The 12,046-nt window shown below is 67.1% G+C and carries 13 protein-coding genes; all 13 read left to right on the top strand.

The window, feature by feature from the left end; translation table 11 throughout:
- The first annotated feature begins 99 nt into the window (after positions 1-99).
- The 13 genes from ACHMWQ_RS11515 to ACHMWQ_RS11575 all read left to right on the top strand — a co-directional run bounded on the left by ACHMWQ_RS11515 (position 100) and on the right by ACHMWQ_RS11575 (position 12,044).
- Positions 100-357, top strand: coding sequence for a hypothetical protein (locus ACHMWQ_RS11515; protein ID WP_396307562.1), 258 nt, complete (start codon positions 100-102; stop codon positions 355-357).
- Positions 357-1,715 carry a hypothetical protein gene (locus ACHMWQ_RS11520; protein ID WP_396307563.1) on the top strand — a complete coding sequence of 453 codons (1,359 nt, stop codon included), beginning with the start codon at positions 357-359 and terminating at the stop codon, positions 1,713-1,715. Before ACHMWQ_RS11515 ends, ACHMWQ_RS11520 begins: the two co-directional genes overlap by 1 nt.
- Before the next feature lie 181 nt (positions 1,716-1,896).
- Positions 1,897-2,784: a glycoside hydrolase family protein gene (locus ACHMWQ_RS11525; RefSeq protein WP_396307564.1), complete on the top strand. Its 888-nt coding sequence runs from the start codon at positions 1,897-1,899 to the stop codon at positions 2,782-2,784.
- On the top strand, positions 2,784-3,167 hold the full coding sequence (locus ACHMWQ_RS11530) for a hypothetical protein (RefSeq protein WP_396307565.1): 384 nt from the start codon (positions 2,784-2,786) through the stop codon (positions 3,165-3,167). Before ACHMWQ_RS11525 ends, ACHMWQ_RS11530 begins: the two co-directional genes overlap by 1 nt.
- A 65-nt stretch (positions 3,168-3,232) precedes the next feature.
- Positions 3,233-3,547: a PepSY domain-containing protein gene (locus ACHMWQ_RS11535; RefSeq protein WP_396307566.1), complete on the top strand. Its 315-nt coding sequence runs from the start codon at positions 3,233-3,235 to the stop codon at positions 3,545-3,547.
- Positions 3,548-3,551: 4 nt separating this feature from the next.
- Positions 3,552-4,241 (top strand): response regulator transcription factor, encoded by a 690-nt coding sequence (locus tag ACHMWQ_RS11540; RefSeq protein WP_354548170.1) that lies wholly within the window; start codon positions 3,552-3,554, stop codon positions 4,239-4,241.
- Position 4,242: 1 nt separating this feature from the next.
- Positions 4,243-5,604 (top strand): ATP-binding protein, encoded by a 1,362-nt coding sequence (locus ACHMWQ_RS11545; protein WP_396307567.1) that lies wholly within the window; start codon positions 4,243-4,245, stop codon positions 5,602-5,604.
- Positions 5,605-5,706: 102 nt separating this feature from the next.
- Positions 5,707-6,138, top strand: coding sequence for a hypothetical protein (locus ACHMWQ_RS11550; RefSeq protein ID WP_396307568.1), 432 nt, complete (start codon positions 5,707-5,709; stop codon positions 6,136-6,138).
- A gap of 77 nt (positions 6,139-6,215) precedes the next feature.
- Positions 6,216-7,358, top strand: a complete 1,143-nt coding sequence (gene ccmI, locus ACHMWQ_RS11555) for a c-type cytochrome biogenesis protein CcmI (protein WP_396307569.1) — start codon at positions 6,216-6,218, stop codon at positions 7,356-7,358.
- A 9-nt stretch (positions 7,359-7,367) separates the two neighbouring features.
- The gene (ccmE, locus tag ACHMWQ_RS11560; protein ID WP_396307570.1) at positions 7,368-7,838 is read left to right on the top strand and encodes a cytochrome c maturation protein CcmE; all 471 of its coding nucleotides are present in this window, start codon (positions 7,368-7,370) and stop codon (positions 7,836-7,838) included.
- Positions 7,835-9,814, top strand: coding sequence for a heme lyase CcmF/NrfE family subunit (locus ACHMWQ_RS11565; RefSeq protein WP_396307571.1), 1,980 nt, complete (start codon positions 7,835-7,837; stop codon positions 9,812-9,814). The genes ccmE and ACHMWQ_RS11565 overlap by 4 nt, the downstream gene beginning before the upstream one ends.
- 1 nt (position 9,815) lies before the next feature.
- The gene (locus tag ACHMWQ_RS11570) at positions 9,816-10,277 is read left to right on the top strand and encodes a cytochrome c-type biogenesis protein CcmH (RefSeq protein WP_396309433.1); all 462 of its coding nucleotides are present in this window, start codon (positions 9,816-9,818) and stop codon (positions 10,275-10,277) included.
- Positions 10,278-10,508: 231 nt separating this feature from the next.
- On the top strand, positions 10,509-12,044 hold the full coding sequence (locus ACHMWQ_RS11575) for a Do family serine endopeptidase (RefSeq protein ID WP_396307572.1): 1,536 nt from the start codon (positions 10,509-10,511) through the stop codon (positions 12,042-12,044).
- Positions 12,045-12,046: the final 2 nt, after the last annotated feature.

Raw genomic sequence — 12,046 nt, forward strand, 5'->3', positions numbered from 1 at the left:
GCTGCGCCCTCTCCCGCTTGCGGGAGAGGGCTGGGGTGAGGGCCTTCGCAGGCAAAAGCCGCATGCGTCGGCCGCAAACCATCAACCATGGAGACCATCATGAGCGATCCCTTTGCCGGGGCGGCGTCGGGCCTTTCGGGGCCGGCGACGCGCCACTTTTCCATCTCGCCCTCGGATAGCGCCGATCTCGTTGTTCGTCCTCGCGCGCTGGTTTTCCAGACCGATGGCAACGCCGTGCTGCGCGACGAGGGCGGCGTCGACATCACTTACAGCCGCTATGCCGGCGATGTCCTGCCGATCCGCGCCGTGCGGGTGCTGGCGACCGGCACGACGGCGACGCTGATCGGGTGGATCTGATGCGGATGCCTCGTCTCGGCATCACGGCGCGGACGCGCGCCGGGCGGCGGGTGCCGCCGCCCTCCGGCCTCGGCTTTCCCTTCGCCGATTATCCGCTGGCCTTCCGCCAGCGCGTAGGCCGCTATCTCTGCGATCTCAAGCCGGAAGCCTATGCCACGGCCGCCCTGGCTGGCCCGAGCTACTTCGTCGACATCGCCACGGGCAATGACGGCAATGCCGGCACCAGCTGGGGCGCGGCGGTGAAGTCGATCTTCGTCGCCACCCAGCTCGGCAATGCCGGCGGCGTGCCGTTCAACGTGGCGGTCAAAGCGGGCGTCTATCCGCGCGCCAACGGCTTCACGAATAGCGGCCCGATGGTGATCCCGACCCAGCCGGCCGCCTACCGCGCGGTGGGCGGCCGGGTGACCTGCTGGGCCGGCGGGGATCTCGGCTGGCCGGGCTCGCCGGACGGAACCTACGGCAATTGCTACGCGGTCGCCCGCTCCAACGTCACGGCCGTGCTCGATCTGGCTCACGCCAATTCGTTCGGAGAACCGGGGGAACTGGCGCGGGTGGCGGATGCCGCGAGCTGCAACGCGACGGCCGGATCCTGGGCGCAGGTCGGCGGCACGCTCTATGTGCATCGCGCCGATGGCGCCGCACCGACCAATGCCAACACCCGCGTGCTGCTCGTGGTCGACGCCTTCGCGCTCGATGGCACCGCCAAGTCCGTCTATCTGGAGGGCTTCGATTTCCAGGGTGGCGCGAATGGCGGCGTGTTCGTGCAGGGAGCGGTGACGCGCTCTCTGGTCTTCGTCGATTGTTCCGCCCGCTATGCCGGCGGTCCGAGCCATCTCTATGACGGCTTCCGCATCTTCGACACCACCGGCCTGGTCGTTCTCGTCCGATGCATCGCCGCCTCCAACGCCAAGGACGGCTTCAATTTCCATTGGGGTCAGGGCGGCACGCCCGCGCTGCACCATCTGACGGTGGATTGCCGGGCCTATGGCAATGGCTGCTATGAGAGCCAGTCCAACAACGGCCTGACCAGCCATGACGGGCTCGTCGGCATCGATGTCGGCGGGATCTATCACGACAATTTCGGCGCGAATGTCGTGTCCAACGGGGCCTCGCGGCTTTGGTGCCTCGGCACGGAGGCGCGCGACAGCCTTGGCGATGGCCTGCGTGGCGGGTCGATCGCACCCGTCGATTTCAACATCCAGGAAACCGCGATCTTCTGGCTGGAGCGGACGAAGTCGTCCGGCTCGGCCCGCTCGCTGGTCGCCGGCGATACGTCCACGCTGCATGTGCGGTCGCACCGGGCGGGCGAAGGGCAAGTGCAAACCGCCGCGGTGGGAGCGGTGATCGCGGCGTACTGAACGGCTTGGGAAATAAAGAGAGCCCGCCGCTGGGGGGGGAGCGGCGGGCTCTTTTCGGCTTTTGGCCTGATATGAGCTGCCTGAGCATCTCGCGAAATCAACACCGCAGGGCGGCGGCGGTTCCCGAGCCTTTCAATTTTTCTTGAAAAATTTCGCGTGCCTCGCAGAGCGGAGATTGGGCATGGCTGAAATCACGCCGGCGGGGCTGGAACAGCTCGTCGCCGAAGAGGGCGAAGTGCTGCGCGCCTATCGTGACGTGGCGGGTGTGTGGACCATCGGCGTTGGCCTGACGGCGGCCTCGGGCGTGGTGAGGCCCAAGGCCGGGATGGTGATCACGAGGGCCGAAAGCCGGCGGCTTCTCGCGGCCGCGCTGGCCAGCCGCTACGAGCCAGCCGTTGCCGCCGCGATGCCGGGCGCGCCGGCCCATGCTTTCGACGGCGCGGTGTCGTTTCATTTCAACACCGGTGCGATCGCGCGTGCTTCCTGGGTAAAGGCCTGGCGCCGGGGCGACGCGGTCGCCGCGCGAGCCGGCCTCGCCGCCTGGAACAAGGCGGGAGGGCGGGTGGTCGAGGGACTGACGCGTCGCCGGGCGCGCGAGGCGGACCTCATCCTTCTGGGGCGGCGCACCCTCCCGGCAGTTGCCTTCGCAGCCCTCCGCCTTGGCGATGCCGGCGACGACGTGCGCGCGCTGCAGGAGGATCTGGTCCGCGCCGGCATCGGATCCGTCCCGACTGACGGCCGGTTCGGAGTCGAGACGGACAAAGCGGTGCGCGCCTTCCAGGCTGCCCATCCGAACCTCACCGTCGACGGCATGGTCGGCCCGGCGACGCGGGCACAGATCGCCCGTGTCATCGCGGCGCGGAAATCCGTGGCGGCGACCGCCGCGAGCGGGGCACTTGCCACCGGCGGCGCCGGGGCCGTGCCCCTCGACGGATCCGCCATCGATCCCTCTTTGTCGCCCGGCGCGATCGTCCTGGTCGTGGTGCTGTTGGCCCTATACGCGCTCGTCATCGTCGGCTGGCGCCATCGCGACGAAATCCATTCCCTGATCCGGCTCTGGAGGTCCTGATGATCCGGCTGCCCACCCTCAATCCCGTCGATATCGTCCTCGGCGCGCTGGAAGGCGCGATCAATCGCATGGTCGGTCGCGCGGACAATCCGCTGACGGCCGACATGGCGCCGCGCATTACCAAGGCGATCATAGAGGAGGTTGCCGCCGATCCCGCCGTGATCCATGCGTCGAACGCCGAGCCGTGGTACGTTTCGCGCGTCACCTGGGGCGCGATCATTGCCGCGCTGGCGCCGATACTGGGCCTCATTTTCGGCCATTCGATCTCGGCCGAGGATCAGGCGTCGCTCGGCCAGATTGCGGTGGCGATCGGCACGCTGGTCGGCGCGGGGCTGACGTTATACGGCCGTTGGATGGCGCGCGCGCCCCTCGGTGGAAAGTGATACAGTTCGCGTGAAAGTTGCCGGCATTCAGGTCGTGTTCATATGAACACGCTTAGGACGGGGGCATGTCGAAGAACTTCATCGCAATTCTCTTTCTGGCCGCCATGTTCGTCTGGTTCGGGTCGCCCGAATACGGCCCGTCCGCGGCGTATGGCGACACCTGCCTGTCGCAGGGGGAGGCGCGCCAGGCGGTCCAGAATGGCGATGCCATATCTTTGAGCGAAATCCGTGGTTCGCTGGCGGATGGCGGCGAAGTGGTTTCGGCGCAGCTCTGCAGGGCCGGCAATCGCCTTGTCTACATCGTCAATGTGCTTGGCAGTGGCGGCGAGGTGAAGCGCGTGCGCGTCGACGCACGCAGCGGCTCGATCATGGGACGCTAGTGGAATGCGCATTCTCGTCGTTGAAGACGATCCGGATTTGAACCGTCAGCTGACGGAAGCCCTGAAGACGGCTGGTTATGTCGTCGATTCCGCCAGGGATGGCGAAGATGGCCATTTCCTCGGCGATACCGAACCCTATGACGCGGTCGTGCTCGATATCGGCCTGCCGCGCATGGACGGCATCAGCGTGCTGGAGGCCTGGCGCCGCGCCGGCCGCAAGATGCCGGTGCTCATCCTCACCGCCCGCGATCGCTGGAGCGACAAGGTGCAGGGCATCGATGCCGGCGCTGACGATTATGTTGCCAAGCCCTTCCATATCGAGGAGGTGCTGGCCCGCATCCGTGCGCTGGTCCGCCGCGCCGCCGGCCATGCCACCAACGAGATCGAATGCGGCCCGGTCCGCATCGACACCAAATCCGGCCGCGTCACCGTCGATGGCAATCCCGTCAAGCTGACCGCACATGAATACAAGGTGCTCGAATATCTGATGCATCATCGCGACCGCGTGGTGTCGCGCACCGAGTTGATCGAACATCTCTATGACCAGGACTTCGACCGCGATTCCAACACCATCGAGGTGTTCGTCGGCCGCTTGCGCAAGAAGGTTTCGGGCGATCTGATCGAGACGGTGCGCGGCCTCGGCTACCGTGTGGTGACGCCGGGAACGGCCGCGGCCGGCGGCGGCGCCGACTGACATGCGCGTCAATTCGCTCGCGTTTCGGCTAATTGCCGGCGCGTCGCTCTGGAGCGCGATCGCGCTGGTCGTGGCCGGCGTGATCTTGACCTCGCTTTACCGCGATACGGTGGAGCGCGCCTTCGACGAGCGGCTTTCGGTCTATCTCAAGACCCTGGTCGGGAACCTCGCCACCCAGGCGCCCGGGCAATTGGGCGACCCCGGCAATCTCGGCGAACAGCGCTTCGAGCTGATCTATTCCGGCTGGTACTGGCAGATCCGCCAGGTCAATGGCCCGGTGCTGCTCGCCTCGCGCTCGCTTTCCACCGACACGCTGGATATCGCCAATGCGACGTCGCGCAACTCCGTCGACGGCGTCGAGCAGGCGACGATGGAGGGGCCGGACAAGCAGCAATTGCGCGTCCTGCAACGGACCATCACCTTCGACGTCGACCACCGCTACGACGTGGTGATCGCCGGCAACGCGTCCGAGCTGCGGGAGGAGATCGCCGATTTCCGCACCAGTGTCGCGCTGACGCTGGCTGTATTCGGCATCGGCCTGGTCGCCTCCACGGCGTTCCAGATCCGCTGGGGCCTGCGACCGCTCGAGAAGGTGCGGCGGGGACTAGCCGCGCTGCGAAGCGGCAAGGAGCAGGGCCTCGATGGCCCGTTCCCGGCCGAGATCGAGCCGCTCGCCAAGGAGCTCAACGCGCTGATGGCCTCCAACCAGCAGATCATCGAGCGCGCGAGAACCCATGTCGGCAATCTCGCGCATGCCCTGAAGACGCCGCTCAGCGTCATCACCAACGAGGCCCGATCGGATCAGGGTGGGCTTTCGGCCAAGGTCTGCGAGCAGGCCGAGATCATGCGGATGCAGATCAATCATCACCTTGACCGCGCCCGGATCGCGGCGCGCTCGCAGGTGATCGGCGCCGTGACGGAGGTCGAGCCGGTTCTGGCGCGGCTGGTTCGCGCCATGCGCCGCATCCACGAGGATCGCGGCTTGACCATCGACCTGCGCACCGCGCCGGATGCGCGCTTCCGTGGCGAGCAGCAGGATCTCGAGGAGATGGTCGGCAATCTCGTCGACAATGCCTGCAAATGGGCTGCGTCCAAAGTCGCCATCGAGGTCGCGTATATCCCGGCTGCCGGCGATATCGACGGGTCGCTGGTGATTCGCGTCGATGATGACGGCCCCGGATTGACGGAAGCCGAGAGGCTGGAGGCGACGCGGCGCGGCAAGCGGCTCGACGAGAGCAAGCCGGGCTCCGGCCTGGGCCTGTCGATCGTCACCGATCTGGCCTCGCTTTATGAAGGGGCGTTCGAGATGGATCGTTCGCCGCTCGGTGGATTGCGCGCGGAAGTCCGGCTGCCCGCCGCCTGAGTTGGTTTGGAATCGCATTTCCGCCATGCTGGTATCGGATCTGCGAATCCGCGGTTCGGGGGGCGTTCTTCCGAATCGCAGGGACATACGGGGTGGTTGATCATGCGGCTGGGTGCTTGGCTTGTCTTGGGACTGGTTGCGACGAGCTTGGCCGGCTGCATCAGCCCAGGCGGCAATGAGAGCCTCGGCAGCGCGGCCGGCAGCGGCGCCGGACGGCCCGCCGCGCCACCGCCGGGCGCCCTGAGCGGCGGCGTCGCGGGACAGTCGATCGGCCGGGGACTGGACGACCGGGAGCGCCAGCGCGCGGAGCAGGCGGAATTCCAGGCGCTCGAATATGGCCGCCCCGGTTCGCCCGTCGAGTGGCGCGGCGACCGCGAGGGCTTTCGCGGCGAGGTGGTTCCCGGGCCACGCTACCGCGTCAACGCCTATGATTGCCGCGATTACACGCACCGGATCTGGGCGGGCGGCGAACCGCAGGCCGCGCGCGGCACGGCCTGTCGCCAGGCCGAAGGCAGCTGGCGTCCGATCAGTTAGAAGCCGCGTTCCTGCCGCGACAGAATGCGGCGTGCGCGTCGGTGGCGGACAGGCTAGAACGCGTCCAGGAACAGACCATGCTTCTTTGGATTGTCATGGCCGCGTTGACGGCCGCCGCCTCGCTTGCCGTGCTCATTCCCCTGGGCAGGCAGACGCACGCCGCCGCCCATGCCGGCGCTGCCCGTTCGATCTACCGCGACCAGCTCGATGAACTCGGGCGTGACCGCGAGCGCGGCCTGATCGGCGATGCCGAGGCGGATGCGGCCCGCATCGAGATTTCACGCAGGCTTCTGAACAGCGATTCCGGTGCGACGGCCGAGACGCCCCCATCCCGGCCCGCCTACCGTGTCGAACGGCTGGGAGCGCTGGTCCTCATCCCGCTGCTGGCGATTGGCACTTATCTCTATGTCGGCTCGCCGCAGCTGGCCGACCGGCCGATCGGCAGCCGCGAGGCCGAGCCGACAGCCCAGGGCAATGTCGACGACCTGATCGCCAAGGTCGAATCCCATCTCGCCGCCAATCCCGAGGACGGGCGCGGCTGGGAGGTGCTGTCGCCGATCTACATGCGGCTCGGCCGTTTCGACGACGCCGTCCGCGCCCTCGGCAACGCCAAGCGCCTGCTCGGATCCACCGCCGAGCGGGAGTCGCTCTATGGCGAGGCATTGACGCGGGCGAGCGGCAATGTCGTGACCGAGGATGCCCGCGCCGCCTTCGACCGAGCGCTCAAGTTCGACCCCGACGACGTGCGCTCCCGCTTCTTCCTCGCCGTGGCGCTGGGCCAGGCCGGCCGCAAGGACGATGCCATCGCGGCCTGGAAGGCGCTGATTGCTTCCGCGCCGGCCGATGCGCCCTGGCTCTCGGCAGCGCAGGCCGAGCTGGCGCAGTTCCAGCCAACCTCGACTGTCGCCGCAACAGCGCCGACGGCGGGGCCGGTCGCGCCCGGTCCGACGGCCTCCGACATCGCCGCCGCCGCGCAGCAGAGCCCGGCCGAGCGGCAGCAGATGATCGAGGGCATGGTATCGGGCCTCGCGGCCAGGCTGGACGCGGATCCCAGCGACACGACCGGTTGGGAACGGCTGTTCCGTGCCTATATGGTGCTTGGCAAGCCGGACGAGGCCCGCGCGGCGCTGTCTCGCGCTCGCGCCGGACTGGCTGAAAAGCCGGAACTTCTCGCCGTCGTCGAGCAGGCGGCCCGTGACATTGGCATCGGCAAGGATTGATCGTTCGACATGACGCGTAAGCAGCGCCGCCTGACCCTCATCAGCCTTGCCGGCGTCGTGCTGGCAAGCGCCGTCGGGCTCGTTCTCTTTGCGCTGTCGGACGGCATCACCTTCTTTACCTCGCCCTCGGATGTGCTGGCAAAGCCGCCGGGGCTGGATCAGCGCGTGCGCCTCGGCGGCCTCGTCGAGCGGGGCTCGATCGTCAAGGAGGCGGACGGCGTCGTCCGCTTCGCCGTGACCGATGGCAAGGCGACGGTGCCGGCGCGCTATGTCGGCATTCTGCCCGACCTGTTCCGCGAAGGGCAGGGCGTCGTGGCCGAGGGCAAGGTCGATGGCAATGGCCTGTTCGTGGCGGACACGGTGCTGGCCAAGCATGACGAGACCTACATGCCCAAGGAAGTCGTCGAGGCCCTGAAGAAGAGTGGCGAATGGCGGCCTGAGGACGGCGATGGCCCTGCGCCGGAGACGGTGCAGCGATGATCGTCGAGATCGGCCACTACGCGCTCGTTCTGGCGCTGGTTCTTGCGCTGGCGGGCGGCACGCTGCCCTTCTGGGGCGCCTTGCGCGGCGACAACAGGCTGATGGCGGTCGCCTCGACCACTTCGGTGGCGCAGTTCCTGTTCGTCGCGATGAGCTTCGCGGCGCTGACCTATGCCTATGTCGTCTCCGATTTCTCGGTCCAGAACGTGGTCGAGAATTCCCATTCGCTGAAGCCGCTGCTCTACAAGATCTCCGGCGTCTGGGGAAACCATGAAGGCTCGATGCTGCTCTGGGTGCTGATCCTGGTGCTTTTCGGCGCGCTCGTGGCGGTGTTCAGCGAGAACCTGCCGCTGAAGCTGAAGGCGCTGGTGCTGTCCGTCCAGTCCTGGATCAGCGCGGCCTTCCTGTTCTTCATCCTGATCGCCTCCAATCCCTTCCTGCGGCTCGATCCGGCGCCGCTGCAGGGGCGCGACCTCAATCCGCTGCTGCAGGATGTCGGGCTCGCGATCCATCCGCCGTTGCTCTATCTCGGCTATGTCGGCTGTTCGATCTCGTTCGCCTTCGCCATCGCCGCACTGATTGATGGCCGCATCGACGCGGCTTGGGCGCGCTGGGTGCGGCCCTGGACGCTGACGGCCTGGTGCTTCCTGACGCTCGGCATCGCGATGGGCTCCTACTGGGCCTATTACGAACTCGGCTGGGGCGGCTGGTGGTTCTGGGATCCGGTCGAGAATGCGAGCTTCATGCCCTGGCTCGCCGCAACCGCGCTGCTGCATTCCGCGATCGTCATGGAGAAGCGCGAGGCGCTGAAGATCTGGACGATCCTGCTCGCCATCCTCACCTTCTCGCTGTCCCTGCTCGGCACCTTCCTGGTTCGATCCGGCGTGCTCACTTCCGTGCATGCCTTCGCCACCGACCCGACGCGCGGCATCTTCATCCTCTGCATTCTCTGCGTCTTCATCGGCGGCGCCTTCTCGCTGTTCGCGGCCCGGGCGGGTCAGCTCAGCCAGGGCGGCCTGTTTGCCCCGATCAGCCGCGAGGGCGCGCTCGTCCTCAACAATTTGCTGCTGACGGCCGCCTGCGCGACCGTCCTGGTCGGTACGCTCTATCCGCTGGCGCTGGAAGCGCTGACGGGCGAGAAGATCTCGGTCGGCGCGCCATTCTTCGACATGACCTTCGGCCCGATGATGGTGCCGCTGCTGATAGCGGTGCCGTTCGGCCCCATGCTCGCCTGGAAGCGCGGCGACATCGTCGCGGCGGGGCAGCGGTTGCTGTTCGCCTTTGGCGCGGCCATGGCGGTGGTCATCCTTGGTCTGGCGCTGATGGGAACGCCCTCGGCTCTGGCGCTGTTCGGCGTGGCGCTGGCGGTGTGGCTGATGGTCGGTGCGCTGTCGGAAATCGCCTTCCGCATCAAGCTCGGGCGCGTCTCGCCGGCGGAAAGCTGGCGGCGCGGCGCGGGACTGCCGCGCTCGGCTTGGGGCACGATGGTCGCGCATTTCGGCGTCGGCGTCACCGTGCTTGGCATCATCGGATCCACGGCCTGGAACAGCGAGACCATCGTGACGCTGAAGCCCGGCGAGGCGGTGACGATCGGATCGCGGACGCTGACCATGGACGGCTTCGTGCCGATCAGCGGCGGCACCTATACCGGCACGGGCGTGCGCTTCACGGTTCGCCAGGGCGGCAATGTCGTGGCGACGATGGAGCCTGAAAAGCGGCTCTACACGGTCCCGAACACGCCGACGACCGAGGCCGCGATCAACACCTTCGGCTTCTCCCAGCTCTATGTTTCGCTCGGCGATATTTCCGCCGATGGCTCGACCGTCGTCAGGGTCTACTGGAAGACGCTGATCGCGCTGATCTGGCTGGGCGCGCTCGTGATGACGGCGGGCGGCATGCTCTCGCTTTCCGACCGTCGCCTGCGCGTCGGCGCGCCGAAGCCGGCCCGGCGCTCTGTCGCCGTCCCGGCGGAGTAGCATCATGCGCCGGATGATGCTTGCGCTGGGATTTCTGGTCGCCGCCTGGCCGGCCTTCGCCGCGGTCCAGCCGGACGAGATCCTCAAGGACCCCGCCCTGGAAGCGCGCGCCCGCGCGCTTTCCGCCGAACTGCGCTGCCTGGTCTGCCAGAGCCAGTCGATCGACGATTCGGACGCGACGATCGCCCGCGACCTGCGCGTCCTGGTTCGCGAGCGCCTGCAGGCCGGCGACAGCGATGCGGCGGTCAAGGCGTTCCTGGTCGATCGTTACGGCGAATATGTCCTGCTGAAACCGCGCCTGACCTGGCACACGATCGTGCTCTGGGGCGCCCCGCCGGCCTTGCTCGTTGTAGGCGGAGCCTTGGCGATCGGCGTCTTCCGGCGCCGTCGCGTCGCCGCGGTGACCTGCCTGACGGCTGACGAGGAAGCCCGCGTCGAGGCATTGCTGGCGCGCGAGGAATAGCGGACCGTTGCGCGATATTTCGAACTAGCGCCGTTTCAGCTATCTCACTGACCTGACGAGCATTTTCGCGGATCTCTCCGCCTTGCTCGTTCGGCTTCTGCGACGCTTCTCCAAACATTACCAACGTTTCATGATGGTGACAGGCGGCTGTAACGTTCATTGATCCATTCTCCGGCGTATGAGCAGCGACCCCCCGCGTTGCTTTCCTTTTTGTACGTGACGGAGACCATCATGACCGAACAGAATCCCGCTCCGAAGTCCACTCAGACACGGCTCCGCAGCCGCGCCCTGCTCGGCACGGCGCTTGCCGCCCTGATCGTCGGCGGAATCGCGGGACAGGCCGTGGTCAGCTCGCACACCCCGGCCTACGCTGAGGCGGTTCGCGTCCAGCCGCAGACGCTTCCGAGCTTCGCCGACCTGGTCGAGAAGGTGAAGCCGGCCGTCGTCAGCGTTCGCGTCAAGTCGACGGTCACCGAGGCGGATGCGTCCGGCGGCCCTGACGCATTCGGCTTCCCGAATCCGGACCAGTTCCCGCCCGGCTCGCCGATGGAGCGCTTCTTCCGCCAGTTCCAGGACCAGCGTGGCCCGCAGGGTCAGGCCCCGAACCGCATGCAGCGTCCGAAGCCCCGCCAGTCGGTGGCGCTCGGCTCCGGCTTCTTCATCTCCGAGGACGGCTACGTCGTCACCAACAACCACGTTGTCGACGGCGCGACCGAATTCACCGTCAGCAATTCGGACGGCAAGGAATTCAGCGCCCGCCTGGTCGGCACCGACGAGAAGACCGATCTCGCGCTTCTGAAGGTCGATGACGCCGAGAAGTTCACCTATGTCGATTTCGCCAAGGGTCATTCCCGCGTCGGCGACTGGGTCGTCGCAGTTGGCAATCCGTTCGGCCTCGGCGGCACGGTGACCGCCGGTATCGTATCGGCGCTCGGCCGCGAGATCGGCGCCGGTCCCTATGACGACTTCATCCAGATCGACGCATCGGTGAACAAGGGCAACTCCGGTGGCCCGACCTTCAACCTCGCCGGCGAAGTGATCGGCATCAACACCGCCATCTACTCGCCGTCGGGCGGCAGCGTCGGCATCGCCTTCGACATTCCGGCCGCGACCGCCGAGCGTGTCATCAAGGACCTGAAGGATCACGGCGAGGTCGTGCGCGGCTGGCTCGGTGTCCAGATCCAGCCGGTCACCAAGGATATCGCCGACAGCCTCAACCTGAAGGAAGCCAAGGGCGCGCTCGTCAGCGAGCCGCAGGAAGGCAGCCCCGCGCTGACCGCCGGCATCAAGTCGGGTGACGCGATCCTGACGGTCGACGGCAAGACGGTCGAAGACGCCCGCAACCTGGCCCAGATCATCGCAGGCTACTCGCCCGATACGACGGTGAAGCTCGGCATCTGGCGCGGTGGCAAGGCCGAGGACGTCAGCGTCAAGCTCGGCAAGCTCCCCGGTTCGGAGAAGCAGGCCAGTGCCAAGCAGGCCGAGGACAAGTCGGCTTCGGTCGCCGATCTCGGACTGTCGCTGTCCGTCTCGCCCGATGGCAAGGGCGTCCTGGTTTCCGATGTCGATCCCGATGGATCGGCTGCGGAGCAGGGCCTCCAGACGGGCGACATCATTCTCGCAGTCGGCGGCAGTGAGGTTGCGCGTCCCGGCGACGTCGAGCGTGAAGTCGTCGATGCCAAGAAGCAGGGCATGAAGGCCGTGCTGATGCGGGTGAAGTCTGGCGACCAGACGCGCTTCGTGGCGCTCCCCTTCGGCAAGGCATAAGC

This window comes from Kaistia sp. UC242_56, from assembly GCF_044452255.1.
In the GTDB taxonomy this organism is placed as follows: domain Bacteria; phylum Pseudomonadota; class Alphaproteobacteria; order Rhizobiales; family Kaistiaceae; genus Kaistia; species Kaistia defluvii_A.